The 16,494-nt window shown below is 66.3% G+C and carries 14 protein-coding genes and 1 pseudogene; 11 read left to right on the plus strand and 4 right to left on the minus strand.

Annotated features, from left to right (window positions below):
• Positions 1-65: 65 nt before the first annotated feature.
• The 3 genes and pseudogenes from KPL57_RS73265 to KPL57_RS58280 all read right to left on the minus strand — a co-directional run.
• Positions 66-254, minus strand: a pseudogene (locus KPL57_RS73265) (antibiotic biosynthesis monooxygenase); the annotation flags it as partial.
• Positions 255-720: 466 nt separating this feature from the next.
• Entirely contained in the window at positions 721-1,845 is a 1,125-nt protein-coding gene (locus KPL57_RS58275; RefSeq protein ID WP_226358639.1) for an amidohydrolase family protein, read from the minus strand.
• 380 nt (positions 1,846-2,225) lie between these two features.
• Positions 2,226-2,876 carry a transposase gene (locus tag KPL57_RS58280; RefSeq protein WP_226351147.1) on the minus strand — a complete coding sequence of 217 codons (651 nt, stop codon included), beginning with the start codon at positions 2,874-2,876 and terminating at the stop codon, positions 2,226-2,228.
• A 69-nt stretch (positions 2,877-2,945) separates the two neighbouring features.
• Here KPL57_RS58280 and KPL57_RS58285 point away from each other — a divergent pair, with 69 nt between their 5' ends.
• Together KPL57_RS58285 and KPL57_RS58290 are read left to right on the plus strand one after the other, a co-directional pair.
• On the plus strand, positions 2,946-3,584 hold the full coding sequence (locus KPL57_RS58285; RefSeq protein WP_226358640.1) for a hypothetical protein: 639 nt from the start codon (positions 2,946-2,948) through the stop codon (positions 3,582-3,584).
• A gap of 882 nt (positions 3,585-4,466) precedes the next feature.
• Positions 4,467-5,117 (plus strand): transposase, encoded by a 651-nt coding sequence (locus KPL57_RS58290; RefSeq protein WP_226351147.1) that lies wholly within the window; start codon positions 4,467-4,469, stop codon positions 5,115-5,117.
• 671 nt (positions 5,118-5,788) lie between these two features.
• On the opposite strand, the gene KPL57_RS58295 is transcribed toward KPL57_RS58290, so the two are convergent.
• Positions 5,789-6,286, minus strand: coding sequence for an XRE family transcriptional regulator (locus KPL57_RS58295; RefSeq protein WP_226358641.1), 498 nt, complete (start codon positions 6,284-6,286; stop codon positions 5,789-5,791).
• A 439-nt stretch (positions 6,287-6,725) separates the two neighbouring features.
• Between KPL57_RS58295 and KPL57_RS58300 the strand changes: the two genes are divergently transcribed.
• The 9 genes from KPL57_RS58300 (at position 6,726) to KPL57_RS58340 (ending at position 16,470) form a co-directional block, all read left to right on the plus strand.
• Positions 6,726-6,965: a hypothetical protein gene (locus KPL57_RS58300; RefSeq protein WP_226358642.1), complete on the plus strand. Its 240-nt coding sequence runs from the start codon at positions 6,726-6,728 to the stop codon at positions 6,963-6,965.
• A 496-nt stretch (positions 6,966-7,461) separates the two neighbouring features.
• Positions 7,462-8,904 carry a hypothetical protein gene (locus KPL57_RS58305; protein ID WP_226358643.1) on the plus strand — a complete coding sequence of 481 codons (1,443 nt, stop codon included), beginning with the start codon at positions 7,462-7,464 and terminating at the stop codon, positions 8,902-8,904.
• Between the two features lie 2,227 nt (positions 8,905-11,131).
• Complete coding sequence (locus KPL57_RS58310) at positions 11,132-12,277, plus strand: hypothetical protein (RefSeq protein ID WP_226358644.1); 1,146 nt, start codon at positions 11,132-11,134, stop codon at positions 12,275-12,277.
• Between the two features lie 307 nt (positions 12,278-12,584).
• Complete coding sequence (locus KPL57_RS58315; RefSeq protein ID WP_226358645.1) at positions 12,585-12,875, plus strand: hypothetical protein; 291 nt, start codon at positions 12,585-12,587, stop codon at positions 12,873-12,875.
• Positions 12,872-13,177, plus strand: a complete 306-nt coding sequence (locus KPL57_RS58320) for a hypothetical protein (RefSeq protein ID WP_226358646.1) — start codon at positions 12,872-12,874, stop codon at positions 13,175-13,177. Before KPL57_RS58315 ends, KPL57_RS58320 begins: the two co-directional genes overlap by 4 nt.
• 356 nt (positions 13,178-13,533) lie before the next feature.
• Positions 13,534-13,725, plus strand: coding sequence for a hypothetical protein (locus KPL57_RS58325; RefSeq protein ID WP_226358647.1), 192 nt, complete (start codon positions 13,534-13,536; stop codon positions 13,723-13,725).
• Complete coding sequence (locus tag KPL57_RS58330) at positions 13,722-14,168, plus strand: hypothetical protein (protein ID WP_226358648.1); 447 nt, start codon at positions 13,722-13,724, stop codon at positions 14,166-14,168. The genes KPL57_RS58325 and KPL57_RS58330 overlap by 4 nt, the downstream gene beginning before the upstream one ends.
• Positions 14,169-14,669: 501 nt before the next feature.
• Positions 14,670-15,251: a hypothetical protein gene (locus KPL57_RS58335; protein ID WP_226358603.1), complete on the plus strand. Its 582-nt coding sequence runs from the start codon at positions 14,670-14,672 to the stop codon at positions 15,249-15,251.
• Positions 15,252-15,417: 166 nt separating this feature from the next.
• Positions 15,418-16,470 carry a hypothetical protein gene (locus tag KPL57_RS58340; RefSeq protein WP_226358604.1) on the plus strand — a complete coding sequence of 351 codons (1,053 nt, stop codon included), beginning with the start codon at positions 15,418-15,420 and terminating at the stop codon, positions 16,468-16,470.
• The last annotated feature ends 24 nt before the right edge of the window (positions 16,471-16,494 follow it).

Raw genomic sequence — 16,494 nt, forward strand, 5'->3', positions numbered from 1 at the left:
ACCACACCCGACCGGGCCGACGACACCCCATGCGCCATCTCCCGGCCATACGCTAACCAATCACAAAACGAGGCCTCGGAGTCCCACCACGACACCACAAAATACCGGCCACCACCATCAACCGACCGCAGCAACTCCAACCCGCGAAACCCTGGAACATCGCCCATATCTGCACGACAGGAAACGAACCGGTACTCTAGGTCAACTTCCTGTGCGTCCGCGACACGCACAGCATAGATTTTCACGACCGCCACAACAGCCGCCTCTGCAGCAATCGATAAGCAGCAGGCGACGACATCATTTCCCCATCCATATCTTCTGCCTGCGCATCACCCGGCCGACCCCAGCCCCCACCGCAGCAGTCACGAGAGCCGGGATCGGATACACCACAAGACCGACCAGCCACCACCGTTCACCCCTGTTCATTAACTCACCAAGAACAAAGATAACGCTCGCGGACACTGCAACAAGTAGCGCCACAGTGACCCACGACAGGTGCTCACTCTTCCAGCCCGCGAGAAAAGACACGAACCCGAGAGCAACCACGGACAGTGCAACATGCCATTCACGCGCAGCGCCCCACGGAAGCAACACAAAACCACACAGCACGACAGTCGAACTCACAGGCGCTACCCATAGCCGGAATGGTTGCATCCCCATCATCTCTCACTTCGCTTGACCTTGACGCCAGAAGGAAGGTGGGGCGGATTTAGACTTCTGCTACGGGGCACTGCCTTGCGGAACGATGTGACGCCCCTGACTGATAACAAGACGCGGTCTTGTTATCGCCGACAAGTCGCTGAGCACATTTCCGTCGACGATCAGTAGATCCGCCGCAAGGCCAGGAACAAGTGATCCTGTCACGTGCGACAACCCAAGAGCTTTCGCGCCAGAAATGGTTCCAATCTCTACGGCTTTACCGGAAGAAAATCCATACTCTGCGAATCGCGCCACCGCCGTCGCTGAACCAGCGAAGTCAGTTACTCCTGCATCAGTTCCTGAAATCTGAGTAACCCCATACTCGTCAAACCAGGCGACACGTCCCACCAGCTGTCGGGCCCAAGCCTCGCCGACCTTCGTAGCGAGGCCGCGCCAGTCGTTGCTGCTCGCATGGCAAAGCACAGTCCCTTGCTCTGCCATCTGCTGGGCAACCTCGGGGCGCGGGTCCCAGTCAGGCCCTTCCACGAGCCATGTGGCGTGCTCAATAGTGTCTACTCCAGCTTCAACCGCCAGAGCGATTGCGGCGGCGCTATGAGCATGAGCGGCGATCCGTAAACCATTGCCGTGCGCTTCGTCGACCGCAGCCCGCAGCTCAGCCAGAGTGAATTGCGGATCCCACATCGCATATGGGCCCGGAGTTAGCTGACCTCCCGAGGCCATAATCTTGACCGTGTCAACGCCATGGGCAGCGAGCAGCCGGATCCTGTCCCGGATTTCTTGTTCACCATCAACTACGCCGCCGAGGAACCAGCAGTGTCCTTCCCTCACGGTCAGCGGGGCGCCCGCAGTCAGTAAGCGCGGTCCGAGGGCTTCACCACTAGTGATTAAATTCCGGACCCGCCGAGCCAGACCGTTCCTGTCGCCAAGATCTTGTGCTGTAGTAACGCCAGCACGAAGAAGCTTCTGCGCCCGCTTAACCATCTTCTGCTCGAGCTGTGTGTCGTCATCTTCTGCATATAGGGTATCCAGGATATTCGGACCCCCGTGAAATACGAGATGCACATGCGCATCAATCAAGCCCGGCATGATCGTCGAGTCGTCGAAATTATAGCGATCCACCTCGTTTTCTGCGACCGCTTCGACGTCGGCTCGAGAACCAACTTCCAAGATCGTTCCGTCCGACACTAAAACTGCCCCATCGTGCAGCGAAGTTCCCTCTGGGCCTGGCAGAACTAAGGGGGCTGTGTAAATACTTTGCATGCTCACTCCTGGAATTTCCGATCATCGTCGCTAAGCATACTCCGACATGGCGGACCATAACGCTGAACAAGCTTTTCAAACTCGGCTGCAAATACCAACAGTGGTCGATCGTCGTCCTCCGTACACCGCGCGATTGGAACCGGATCGTGCGCGACTACAACTCCCCTATTGGTAGCGACGAGTGCTCTGTATACAGCACTCGCCTGCTGCTTAAGGGTCATAGACTTCGACGATTCTTCTGCGTACTTACTGATGCGCCATAACGCGTACTCGCATTCATCAAGAACCTTATGATACCAGGAGGCTTATTCATAAGCCGCAAAGAAGTAGAGGCCTACGATTGCCGCAACTGTGCTTTCGTATTTGCTGATGGGGTAGCGGTATCGGCCACCTTCTTCGCTGAGCATGCGCCATGTTTTGAGGTGCGCGATGGCGTGTTCGACGGCTGCGCGGATTCTGCCGAGGGCGGTGTTGAACTCGACTTGGCTGGGGTCGAGGTCGATACCGGGGGATCGCTTGTGCGGGACCGTGTTGATGCCCTCGACGCCGATGTAGCCGAGGTCGGCGACGGACGGGAGATCGCGCAGACGCTCCGCCAGCCCGGATGCGGCGTAGGCATGTGCGTCGTGGCGGGCGCCGTGAATCGGGACTTCGCCGACCGCGACGAGGACTCCGTCGAGGGTGGCGGCGATCTGCAGGTTCATGCCCGAGTAGCCGGCCTTGACCGAGAACAGGTCGGACACTGCGTTCCAGTCCCACGTCGGGCACACGGTGCCATCGACCAGCACTGTTCCGCCTCCGAGGACCTCCCGCGGGTCGGGCACGACGTCGGCGAGGACCTCGCCGATCACCGGGCGCAGCAGGTCCCAGCGGCGACTGACCGTGGACTGGCTGACCCCGAAGATCGCGCCCGCGAAGTCCTGGGTCACGTTCTTGCGCATCAGCGTCACCACCATGGCCACTGACCGGAACAAGCCCAACGCAACAGGCCTACCTGCAGAAACGAACTTGCCGCCGCATCGGGCGTGTACTCTCACCACCAGATCGGTGAGTTGTCTATCGTCCAACCCTGTCATAGCTTTGAATCGCAACAGCTCTTCGCCGATCCTCGTTCGATGCCTGGGAACACCGAACAAACCGGCAAGGGCTGTTGCACTTCAAGCGCGACACACCGCCGTGCCGGTATCGAGACAAAATCGCCGGTGACGGCTTCCGCAGATCAACAGAATTACTCCCTTGTGAATAAGCCCCCAGAATCGCGTGTCGCGCAGGAAGAAGTCGACACCTCTTTCGATTCGGGATCGACGATAAAATTTCGTGCCGGGAGCTGCGGCAGCAAGCACTTCCCAAAGCGGATTCAAGCGCTCTATTTTTCGCTGCAATATCTGCTGTTCCTGCTGACGAACCTTGAGGTGCGCTCCTCCAAAAATGCACAAACTTACAATAAACCCGATGATCCCCATCTGAAGGGCGCTGCCTACGACAAGTCGGACACCGCCCAGCAGGATAAATTTATTGCCGGAAATCCACCACGTTGTCAGTGCCACGACCCGCGCAAAGGGGCCTGCGAAGAACATGAGCGCCGAACTAATCGAGGTCAAATAAAAGGCGCACTTGAGGCGGTCGGCGCGGCAGGAGGCCTCCAGGAAGCAACTCCAGGATAAAATGATGCAACAATACGCGAACTGTAAATTTCCCGCTAGATAAAAGTACCCCGCTGCGTGCAGGCTAGGGGTGTACTTGCTTAGAACTTCTTGATACTGCGGGATTCCCTGCTCGCTCAACGCCCAACAGGACGTCAAAGCGATCGCGGCAAAGACAGTTACGAGAACCTGCACTCCAGGGCAGAAGAGGACTGTCCTGCGTGTCCAGGGCAGTCGGCCAGAGAAGAATAGAGCGGTTGTAAGAAAAACAACGAACAACATCAGGTTGATCAGCAAGCGATCTAGCCCAGGGGCCAGCGAATCGACAGCAGTCGATACTGGATCAAGCGATACGCACGACATCACGAGGATGGCAGCAACTAGCAGGTTTCCGCGAGTTCTGCGACAACCCCTCTGACGAAGAACGAGGCGGGAGCCGAATACTCCAGCCAGCACCGTCCACACTACTACAGTAGCGACATCCACTTTAAGCTGTTATTCTACTGATGTGGCGTCGTCAGAAGATGTTGACAACATCGTTGAAGCCGGCCCCCGACACTCCCTGTCGCCTCTCTGCATCAGCCGCGTATCCCCAGTATTGCAACACGGGGGCTTATTCACAAGGGAGTAATTCTGTTGATCTGCGGAAGCCGTCACCGGCGATTTTGTCTCGATACCGGCACGGCGGTGTGTCGCGCTTGAAGTGCAACAGCCCTTGCCGGTTTGTTCGGTGTTCCCAGGCATCGAACGAGGATCGGCGAAGAGCTGTTGCGATTCAAAGCTATGACAGGGTTGGACGATAGACAACTCACCGATCTGGTGGTGAGAGTACACGCCCGATGCGGCGGCAAGTTCGTTTCTGCAGGTAGGCCTGTTGCGTTGGGCTTGTTCCGGTCAGTGGCCATGGTGGTGACGCTGATGCGCAAGAACGTGACCCAGGACTTCGCGGGCGCGATCTTCGGGGTCAGCCAGTCCACGGTCAGTCGCCGCTGGGACCTGCTGCGCCCGGTGATCGGCGAGGTCCTCGCCGACGTCGTGCCCGACCCGCGGGAGGTCCTCGGAGGCGGAACAGTGCTGGTCGATGGCACCGTGTGCCCGACGTGGGACTGGAACGCAGTGTCCGACCTGTTCTCGGTCAAGGCCGGCTACTCGGGCATGAACCTGCAGATCGCCGCCACCCTCGACGGAGTCCTCGTCGCGGTCGGCGAAGTCCCGATTCACGGCGCCCGCCACGACGCACATGCCTACGCCGCATCCGGGCTGGCGGAGCGTCTGCGCGATCTCCCGTCCGTCGCCGACCTCGGCTACATCGGCGTCGAGGGCATCAACACGGTCCCGCACAAGCGATCCCCCGGTATCGACCTCGACCCCAGCCAAGTCGAGTTCAACACCGCCCTCGGCAGAATCCGCGCAGCCGTCGAACACGCCATCGCGCACCTCAAAACATGGCGCATGCTCAGCGAAGAAGGTGGCCGATACCGCTACCCCATCAGCAAATACGAAAGCACAGTTGCGGCAATCGTAGGCCTCTACTTCTTTGCGGCTTATGAATAAGCCTCACGGTAGCGAAATGTTCAGCGTCATTCTCCTGAGGGGAATCAAAGCAATCACGGCGGAGGCAGCGCCGCCACACCATGTTTGGAGGGAGGTGCGGCGCAATCATGCGAACCAGATCTTCGTCGCCATTGTCAGGTTTGTGGTCGAGGGCCATATGGCCGCACTCATGCAGAATCGTCTTCGCACGTTGCCGTGGAGGTAAGTTAGCGTCATGCACGATAGCATCGCTATCCGCACTTTCCAGCCATAAACCAAATACATCCGCGCTGGGGAGACAGAGCTCTAGGACGCTGATCGGGCGACCTCGGTGGACCGCGAACTTTTGACAAAACTCATCAACGTCCAGCGGAAACACCAGCCCCAGATCGCGGACCAGTCTTTTCGCGATAGTATCTACTTTTCGGCCGGGCAACCACCCACGCGACAACCCTCGCCTCACGACCCTCTCAGGAATCATCCGCTTCTCCGCGTCGCGATAATGCATCTAGGAACCTGAAAAGATACTCAGGGTTATCATGAAACGAGGGACTTCCCAGCTCGACGCTACAGCGGAGTCCCCCCCTCCATAAGCCTCTTGATTTCCGAGTCCTTGTCTGACTTATTCCTTGCGACGAGCAAAGCCGTCTTCTCGGCTCGGCTCGATAGTTACGGTTCGATCCATCTTGGAATCACCAGGCGTCGAGATCTTCGTCCAGGCGCACTTCGAAGCTCTGCTGTCGGGATTTTGGCCGAGGTGTATTCAGCGGCTTCCCGAGGGGGAGTGTCTCGACCACACCGAGGAGCCACGCCCGCATTCCAGGATCCAAGGTCGCTGCTCTCGTCGCAATTCCCCGTATTTCAGCGTCTCGCAAGCTTGCGACCAGCTGGAGTTCTTCATGAATTTCCGCAGTAGTTGAACCAGTTTCTAGAAAATACCCAGCCGGGACTTCAAAGAACCTGGCAAGCGCCTCAATCGTCCGAATGCCCGGGTTAGTCCTATCTCCACGCCGCAAGAGTCCCAGGTAATTCTCGCTAATGACCGGCTCGCCGTTTTGCGAGTTCTCTACCAACCACTTCGCTACTTCGCGATTCGTGTACGGTGCCCCACCTGGCCGATGCACTGTTTCGAAAGCCTGATTAATTTTAGCTGCAAGCGTAAGCGTGTGCTCCCCCTCGTCGGTCGACATCGGGGCATCATCCTTCCAGGGGCCAGGGGCCAGGGGCCAGGGGCCAGGGGCCAGGGGCCAGGGGCCAGGGGCCAGGGGCCAGGGGCCAGGGGCCAGGGGCCAGGGGGGGCCAGGGGCCAGGGGCCAGGCTAGCAGCAAGGCGCCCTCAGTCATCACTATCGGCGGCAAGTCGCTTGATCGAGAGTGACGATCATGTTGACGCACGATAGATGCTTGTGCCAGTCTCCCGGACACGTCCCGTGACGGCACGATCACTCACTACCGCCGGGTGGGCCACCCGGCGTCGTGGTCGGCAGTGCGTCACGCGTAGGTATTTCGCCCCCCACCCCCGGAGGTTCCGATGCTCGACTCGCCCCCCGACGGTCCTGATCCCGGGCGGCAGTGGATGCCGCCGGGTCTCGTCCCGCCTCGGACGGTCCGTCGTTCGGGGCGGGCCGGGGTGGATCAGGAGAACTGGTTGCGGGACAGGATCCTCACCGCCACCCGGGAGCTGACGCTCGCCGCCGAAAAGGTCCGCAACCCCTACGGGGCGACCCTGGAAGATCAGGCGCCGGCGGCGTGGCATGTCCGGACCACCCAGGCGATCCTCGATGACTGCGTCGAGCACCTGGATGACCTCGACGACTGCGACGGACACCACGGGCCCGGTGGGCCACCGGCGCGGCCGCCACGGCCGTAAGAGCAGCCGGCGACCGGGTCAGTAGCCGGGTCTGGCAGGATCGGACAGTGAGCTGGCTCTCCTGGCTCTCCTGGCTCTCCTGGCTCTCCTGGCTCTCCTGGCTCTCCTGGGACCCCTGGGACCCCGGACAGCCGCTCCCCCAGCTCAGGCGAAGGATCGCCGACGATGACCACCTAGACCGCTTAGGGCGACAGCCAGATGCTGGTCGTCCTTGGATCTCAATTTGATATGGCGGGCTGGAGCAGCATCAGCAGCAGTATGTGCTTCAGAACGAAGTAGGGCCCGACCTCTCGGTCGGGCCCTACAACGGAAGTACAACGGAGTGTCCAGCTCCGCTCCTTCAGCCCCCCCCAATCCCTGAAGGAGCGAGCACGCGTTGGATGCGTGGTTGAAGGGTAACGCGACCCGTCAAGACCTGGCAACGCCCCCGGTCGGGGACGCCCGGGATGCCTGTGGGTGTCTGGTCCGGGTCGGGCTCGACACCGGGCTCTGGTCGTTGACCGCGGGCGACCCGGGTGAGCGGGCCGCCACGACCGCGGCGGTGATCGCTGCGGGCTGGCCGCCGGCCGACGAGCTGTCCGCTGATCCGCCGCCGGCGGCGCGGATGTGTACACACTGCCTGCGACGCTCCGGGCAGCCCCAAGACACCGTCCTCGGTACGGTCCTCTGCACCCCGTGCTGGGCCGAGCTGGCCGAGGACACGACCCCCGACCCCGGCACGGGCTTTCCCCGGGGGCTGCCGCGCACGGCTCAGGCGTGGTGCGAGGCGATCCGTGCGTCGGCCTGGTACCGGCGGCTGCGCCGCGACGCCCGACGACGCCTCGACGCACTGCTCGGCGAGCTCGCCCGACGGGCGGACTGGACCGATCACCTGACCTGGCCGACCTGGAAACGTCTGCAGGACGCTACCGGGTGGGCGCGGTCCTCGGTCGCGTCCTGGCTGGCCAAGCTCCAAAAGTCCGACTGGCTCGTCCTGATCGAACCCGGTAGCACCCCGCAGTACCGCGGCCCGCTCCAGAGCATGATCCACGGACGGCACGGCAACCGGGCAGCGGTCTACCAACTCCACCTGCCCGACCACGCGATCACCGACACGAACACCGCCGCCGTCCGCGACGACCTCCGCCCGCTCACCGAGACCGGCACCATCCCCTCCCCAACCCACGACGGAGGCTCCCACGGTTCGTTGCGTGGTGAAAGTTGGACCCCAACGGGGTTTACTCTTACCGAAGGTAAGAGTTCTGTTCATACGCGCGCGACAACGATCATCCACAACCGGGTCAGGGCCCGGGCCGGGGCCGAGCCGCCCCGCCAGGGCCGTCGGTGGGGGGACTGGTTCGATGAGCGGGTGCCGGTCAGCCGGGGGGAGATGCTCGCGGCAGCCCGGCAGCTGCGTGATGATCCGCTGCTGGCGCGGCTGTCCCCGCGAGCGATCCGCGCTCAGGTGAAGGTGTTCTGGCGGGCGGGGTGGACCAACAACGACCTCCGTTACGCCCTGGCACACCAGCCCACCCCCGCCCGCCCGCCCCGGCTTGTCGAGCGCTGCCCGGCCGGGCAGGTGCGCTTCCCGTCGGCGTGGCTACGCCACCGCCTGGCCCCCTGGCAGGGCCCTCACGGGCCCCTGGTCGCCCCGCACGCCGACGTCCAAGCCCGGGCCGCTATCGCGGCCCGGTACGGCCGGGCCGCCGCCCAGCGGCTGCCCTACGGCCACACCCAGCTGAGCCCCGACGCCCTCGGCGTCGACGACACACACCGCGCTGACGCCCGCGCCGTCCTGGCCTGTAACCAGGCCCACGACCAGCACGCGCTGCGCTCCGGACTTGTCCCCGACCAGGACCCCGCCTCTACCGGTACCCGCCAGGCCACGCGCGCTCAGATCACTGCTCTGCTCCAAGCTCGGTGCTCCCGACACCTCTCCGCTGCCGGAACCTCGTGCTGAACCCCAGCTCCACCCCCGGCCGCCCGTTGTCGAGTCCCACGAACGGTGCTGCCGCGCCGCTTCCGGTCCTCGCCCGCTAGCGCGGGCTGCGGTCCGGGTCGGCTTGCCCACGACCACCGACGGCGCCTGAAGCCGTCACAGACACCCTCAGCGGCCGCTACAGGCCTATCTGTCACCGTCGTGAACGTCCCCGACCCGACCCCAGCCAGGACAAGACCGGCGCGACGACCATCAGCCCGCGGCGACGACCTTCACAAGGCACCGGACCAGCGGAAACACCACCCAGCAAGACCACCTCTGGGCGAGGTCTCCACCGACGACAGAACCTGCTCACGCCTCGCCATGCGACTCTGACCTGGCCATTCCTGCCTCGCCAGCCGCACTGCCACAGCCCCGCTGTCCCCCCGCCACGCCCCCGGATCGCCGCGATACACCCTCGACAAGCGCCGGGACCAGCTGAAACACCCCGGTGCATGATCAACCTCTGCTCCGCCCCGACCCCTCTCCGAGCCGCTCTGTCGGTCACGATTACGCCCCTGACCTGAGGAATCCTGTCGAGGGCGACTGCGCTGAACACCTCTCTCCCTGCCCGCCCGCTCTCGGCGCGCTCCTGCGAGTGGGTACCGACAAGTATCCGGACCAGCGAAAACGACCTTGTTCATGATCTCCTTGTAGGCCGCTGCGCAACGGCGGCCATGCCTCTGCCTCGCCCGGATCATGTCCCTGACCTGGGAATACGTTCGATCACATGCCTCGAACGCCGTGATCCCCGCTCGGCCATCCTCCCTCGCGCATCTAGGCGAGTAGATGTCGGCAAGTATCGGGACCAGCGGAAACGCCGCAATGAAACGATCTTGAGCGGTCGTCGCCGGCAGACACGGGTCGCGCCGGCCGAGCCGCAGTGCTCTGACCAGGGGATTCTTTCTGACGGAGTGGCTGTCGCCGGTGCCGTCCGGGTCGCTCCACGCCGCCGCACGGCGAACGTTGCGCACGGCAAAGATGCTGGTCCCGATACCTGTAGGGCGATCTTGACGCGGGCCCCTGGGTCGCTGACAGGTCGGATGTCCGCGTCGTCCCAGGAATGGATCGTCACGGTGAAGTCCGGGCAGCCCGGGGCCCGGCCGAGGGCCGGACCGCTGTTGCCAGTCGATCCCGACCGCGCAGGACCCGATCCCGCCCGAGGCCACTCTCGGACACCTCGCCACGCGCTGCCCGAGCAGGGCTGTCGAGGTCGTCGATAGCGGCGCTGGGGCGTGGCGGACGATCACCGTCCCGAGCCCGTCCGGGGCGCTCGGGGACGTCGTCGTCGGCGGTCGTCGTGCGCGGCTGCGCCCGGGAAAGCCGAGTGGAATTCCTGGGGCTCTCGCGTGCGCGCGCCGCGCGCCTACGCGCACATCGCGTTGAGACCCGCCCGGTGGGGATTTCCTTCACGGAAATTTCCTCGACGGAAGATCGGCCAGTACGACTCGGCCGGCATCGCCCGGGGTCAGGGAGGGCCGACGGTCTCGGCGGTTCCCCTGGCGAGACCGGATCGGTCGGTGCGGCCGTCGCCGCGCCGGCCGCTGGCGACGTCGGCTCGTGGTCGCGTCCGGGACGCGTGCCCGTTCCCGGGTCCGGGGCGGTCACCGCTCAACCCGCCTGGCGCCGGTGGCGACGGTGATGGACCGGTGGGAGGTTCCAACGCGCTGCGCAACCTCGGCGGCCGGTGGTCGTGGCCGGTCTCAACGCGATGTGCGCGTAGGCGCGCGTCGCGCGCGCACGCGAGGCGCCCCGGATTTTCCTTCGGCCGCGACCGTCACGGCGATGTCCCGGCGCCGTTCGCCGGGGCCCGCGCCGCCCGCATCCCGGCCCGGTCCTCGCGTGCGGTGTGTGCCTGCTCGGTGACAGCGGGTTCGACCCGGGGCTTGTCACGGGCTGGGCCGGGTGCTAGACATGAAACATCCGTCTGGCGTCTCGTCAGATGGTGCGACCGACACCCCGGATAAGAGTCCGGGGCGCCGGTCTGACCAACCAACCTGCACAGAATCAGGTGATCGGCTGTGTGGCATCTTGCCTGCACTACCTTCGTGGTTCCACCTCCGGGTGGGGCTCTTCCTCCGGATGTTGACCCTGGCTGTGAGCAGCCCAGGTGGTTCCCGGATGGTTTGACTGAGAAGCTCATCGATCGCCTGTGGGCGACCGTCGCGACGATGCCGCTGCCGCGCACGTCTGCGCCGGGGTGGGCCCGATGAACGCCCCCGTGAACGGCTCCTCGAAGAACGGCGTTCAGCTGGCCGGTCGTGGTCGGTCGGAGTCGTGGCTGGAGGACCTGATCCTCGCTGACGGCTCCGCCGACTCCGCCGACTCCGCCGTCGATGCGGCGTCGCCGCGTCTGATTGGTGAGGCCCGCCTGCTCGCCAAGGAGGTGGAGCAGGCCCGCGCCGTGGTCGCGCTCCAGGACGATCCCGCGCTGCTGGATGCGCGGTCGTCGCGGGAGCGGCGTGCTGACCGGCGCGTGACTGAGAAGCTGCGGGGCGCGGAGCGCGTGGAGCGGCGCCGGACCCGGATGGCCGAGATCGCCGCCGCTCGTGGTGAGCGCCGGGAGGCCGGCTGGGCGCATCGTGCGGTCGCGAACCGTGATCGGCTGCTGAACCCGGACCGTCGGCTGACCTCGACCTACCGCCGTTATGTGGGCCTGTCGATGGTGCCGCCGCTGCTGATCGCGGCGGGGGTGTTGTTCATGTCGGTGACCGTGCACGACGGCGTCGTCGGTGTCGACGGCCCGTGGTACGGCTACCTCATCGAACCTCTCGCCTCGGTGCTGCTGGTCGTGAGCTTGTTCGTGGGTTTCACCGCGGTGCAGCACGGCCGCCGCATCCCCCGCGGCCTGTACGCCCTCGACGCCGGCCTCGCTGCTGCGTCCCTGGCGCTCACGGTGGTGCCGTGGGGCGTGCGTTACGGCTTCGACCCGGGCTCGACCCTGGCGCATGTCCTGCCGCCGCTGCTGGTGGCTGCGGCGGTGGTGGTGCAGCACGTGCTGCACTCGGTGTTCCGCCCGATCTTCGCCGACCTCTACGACGAACTCGCCCCCGCCCGCCTGGACGAGACGGCGGCGGACACGGTCGTGCTCTACGAACGCACCCGTCAGGCGGTCGCTGACGGCCAGATCGCGGCTCCGTCGGGGGCGGTGTCGCGGGAGGCGATCCGTAAGACCTTCGGGGTCGGGAAGTCCCGCGCCCAGCTCGCCGGGGACGCCTATGACCATGTCACCGCGTTCCTGCACCGCACCGCGCCTGCCGCGCCTGCCGGGTCTGCCGCGTCGTCTGCTGTGTCGGCGCCGGTGTCGTCGGTGGCGGGGCGTGTGAACGGCGCCCGGGTCGCCGCCTTCGCATAGTCCTGGCGCAGAGGCGTTCAGTTCGGCTCTGCCGTTCGCTCTGCCGGGCAGGTCTGTCTAGTTCTTTCTCGGGTCGTCTTCGGCGTGTTGTAGCGGCGTGCTGTAGCTGCTGTGGGGCTGCCGTGGGCCCGATGGTGTCCGTTATCTCCTGTTTGTTCTGCTTCTTCCTTTTTGGGGTGAGGTTTGCGTGTCTGTTGCTGTGTCGTCATCTGGAGTGTCCCGTCCGGTGCCGCGTCGATCGTCGCGTCGAGTGTCGGACCGGCCGCTGGACCGGGCGTTGGATCACTCGCCAGACCGGTCGGGGCAGTTGTCGTTGTTCCCGCCGGAGCGGGTGCGGGTGCGTCGCCCGCGGTTCGCGCCGCATCCGGTGCGGGCGGCGGTGTCGCGGCTGGGGTCGGTGGTGTCGTCGGTTCCGCTGCTGCTCGGGCTGGGTGGTGTGGGGTTCGCGGTGTTTGTGCTGGTGGAGGCGATGTTCCCGGCGGCCGGGGACTGGTCGGCGCCGCGGATCGTGATGGGTCTGGCGGCGGTGGCGGTGTGGTGCAGCGTCGCTGCTCTGGTGACTCGGGCTCTCGGGTGCCGGCGGGGTGGTCGGCGGTGAGCGGCTATCGGCGCCGCACCGCCGCGGCTGCTGGCGCGGGTGTGGAGGTCGCGTCGCGCCGGGGGCGTCCGGACCGTCGGCGGTCGCGGTTCGTGGTGCGGTTCGCCGCGGCCGGGAGTGATGTGGAGCGGTTGGCCGCGGCGTTCGATTACGCCCGCGGCGCGGCGTCGCGGCGGCATCCGGACCCGGCCGAAGCCGCGGCTGCGGTCGAGTCGGCGGTGTCGGCGCTGGTCACGGCCGGGGATCGACTTCTGGAGCTGCAGGCACGTGAGCCGTTGAGCGCGGGAAGGAGCCGGCAGTGAGTACAGCGCCGAGTACAGCGCCGAGTGCAACGACGAACGAGTCGATTCCGAGCGCGACGGCCCCGAGCGAGTCGGCCCCGAGTGCGGTGGTGTCGGCTGTGGCGGGGAAGGCCGGGTGGGGCCCGGCCCCGACCGCAGGTCCGTCGCTGTGGGCGCGGATCAGCCGCGGCTTGATGACCGCGATTGCTAGCGCGGTGACGGGCTGCCGGGCTGCGGTGGAGCGCCCGGTCACTCTGGTCGAGGGCTTGGAGCTGGCCCGGCGGGGGGATTGGACGGCCTCGGGGCATCCGATGCTGCGGCAGGTCGCGGTCGCGCACTTTTGGTGTGTGCAGGCCCCCGCGTTGATCGTGGCCGGGGTGTTGGGCTGGGCGTCCCGGACCCCGGGCCGACTGTGGACGGTGGTGCCGCTGGCGGTGACGGTGGCGTCGGTGCTGGACCAGGTTCCGCTGGTCGGGGTCTTGGTGCCGGAGTGTGTGACCTGGTCGTACTGGGCGCCGTCCTGGCTGTCGGCGTGGCTGTCGGGGTCGTCTGCTGGAGGTGCGTCGTGAACGCGGCAGGGTGGGCGTCGACCGGGGTCGTCGCGGCGTTGGCGCTGGTCCTGGGCGGGTGGTTGAAGTACAACGGCAACTGCGCGAAGACCTCGACCGCGCTGTTCTTGGTCGCGGGGACCGGGATCGGTGGTGTCCTGGGGACGCTGTTGGGGCGGGTGTTCACGACGCTGTCGGGGGCGACCTCGACGGTCACCCAGCTGTTGGGCGTCGCTGGGGGGACGGTGTTGGCCGCGGTGTGTGTGATCGCGACCTTGGAGGTCGTGGTGAAGGGCATCGTGCCGAAGACCGCGCGCCCGAAGTCGTGGCATCCGTGGCTGGCGTTGACCGCGCCGACCCTCGCGGTGGCGTCCGGTGCGCCGTTGCTGGCTGGTTTTTACAGCGTCCTGGCCCGAGGTGTGGGTGGTGCGGGAGCGGTGGCCTCGACGTGGATCACCGGGTGATGCGCGGTGGAGACGATTCTGCTGGTGTCCCTGCTGGTGTGGGGCCTGGCGAGATACGCGGGTGCCGAGGTGATCGCGACCGCGCGAGGCACGGAGCCGCCGCGGTTGGCGGATCGTCGGCGGCGGGCGGAGCGTGCGCATGAGCGCCGCATGGCGAAAGACGCCCGCCGGTCAGGTCCGACGATCGCTGAGGCGCTGGCCGCGCGGGTGGCGGAGCGGATCGCGCACCCGCGGGGACGGCGCGCCCCGGGTCCGGCACGGCGCGCGGTGGGTGCGTGGTGGGCCGACGGCTGGGACTACGCCACCGACCGCCGCCGACAGCGTCACGAGCAGGCCGCCGCAGGGCAGCTACGTCGGCAGCGGTGGGCCCGCGCTGTCCGCGACCGCGTCGGGCAGAGGCCCCGCCGTCCGGGTGCGGGTGGTCGTGGCGAGTGGACGCCTCGCCCGGGCACGCCGGGACCTGCGGCCCGCGCCGGCGACCGGGCTCCGGCGGCCGGGCCGATGGTGATCACCGTCGACCCGCCTGCCGCCCCCGAGACCGAGCCGGCCCCGGGGGCGCCGGTTCCCGAGCCGGTGCCCGCGGAGAAGAAGGCTGAGGACCCGCCCGCCAGCGTCGGCGGCAGCGTTCCCGAGACCGAGACCGAGACCGAGACCGAGACCGGGCCGGGGTGGGCGACGGTGCATCCACTCCGCCCCGCCCCGGCCAGTACAACCGACAGCCCTGTGACCAGCAGTAATGATGGAGAGGAAGATTCGATGACCGCAACCAACACCACGACCATGGCGAGTGGGGAGACGCTGGATCCGGGTAGTGCGCATCATTTCTGTGAGCAGATGCGGTCGTTGGGGGAGCGGATGTTCTCAGAGATCGAGCAGTCGGTGTCGTCGTTGTCCGCGGCGGGTGTGTCGGGCGCTCCGATCGCGCTGTTGTCGCAGATGCAGGAGCACGCGGCGCTGTTCCGCGACAGCGCGGGCAGCGCTCAGAGCCATTTTGCGCGGCATCTGTCGACCCAGGACCAGGTCCTCTCGGACGACTCCCTGGCCGCGACGGTGTCGGGCACCTACATCGGCACCCGCACCTGATGGTTCTGCCCTGGCCTGGGAGTTCTCCCAGGCCAGGGTGTCAGCCCCGTCCTCGAAACCGGTACGCGCGTACTGGTTGTCGGGTGTCCGTGTCGCGGCGGTGCGGGGCACCACCGAACCGTGCTGAACAGAATCGGTCCGTGAACGACCACCTGGAGGGATATCGATGACGGTGTCGGCAGAGTCTGCGGCTCTCACTCCGGAGGTCCTGGCTGCGGCGTTGCAGCGCCTGACTGCTGACACTGTCGTCGAGCCTGTCGACGGTGTGGGTGGGGAGGTGGTGGTGCGCCGCCCGGGTTCGGTGTTGCGTCGGGAAACGCCTGGTCAGGCTGCTGTGAGTGATCGGGTGGAGCGGGTTCGGGCTGGGGTGTGGGCGCGGCGGGTGCCGTATCTGGCGACCGCGGCGACCGCGGCGGCCGGGACCCTGGGCTGGGCCTTGTGCGACCTGGTCGCCGCCTCGGATGGGCCAGGTGCGGCGGCCGCGGCCGCGGCCGGTCTCGGCCTCACGGTGTCCGCCGGTCTGGCCGGGGCTCGGGCATGGTGGCGCCGCCGTGTCCCGGCGTCCTGGCGGAAGGTGTCGTGGGCGGGTGTCGCGGGTGCGGGGGCGTGGGTGGGTGCGGCGGCGTTGACCGGGCCGGCCGACCCGACTCTGCTCGGGGTACTCGCGGCGGGCTCGGCGGCGTGTTGGTCGGGCTGGATGGCGGCGCATCCGGTCACCGTGCCCACGGCCGGCCCGGCCTTGCCGGACGAGGACGTGGCGGGTGATGTGGGGGACCGTCTTGCGCGACGGTGGGCTGACAACGTCGCCCGCCGCGGGAAAGCGCTCCCGGACTCGCTGCTCACCGACCGGGTGGAGACCGGCCGGGCGATCCGCTGGACGGTGCGCACCCCGCCCGGTGAGCTGTGTTTCGACGACATCCTGGGGCGTCGGTCTCGGATCGCTTCGGCGTTGGGTGTGTCGGGGAAACACCTGGTGGTGGAGCCGTTCCCGGACGATGAGGGCTGGGCGGTGTTGACGGTGATCACGGCGGATGTGTTGTCGGCGGGGATCGCCTATACCGGGCCGCGGTATGAGGCCGGCGCCGTCGCGCTTGGGCCGTATGCCGACGGGGATGGGGAGATGGTCTTTCATGCGGTGGAGGCGGTCGGTGTCCGTAACGGGCTGGTGACCGGGGAGCCGGGGCAGGGCCCCGGCAAAGTCGTGATGGGTGGGTCCTGAGCTGCGGTGATGTGGGGGGTGGGG

It is taken from the genome of Pseudonocardia sp. ICBG601 (assembly GCF_020496245.1).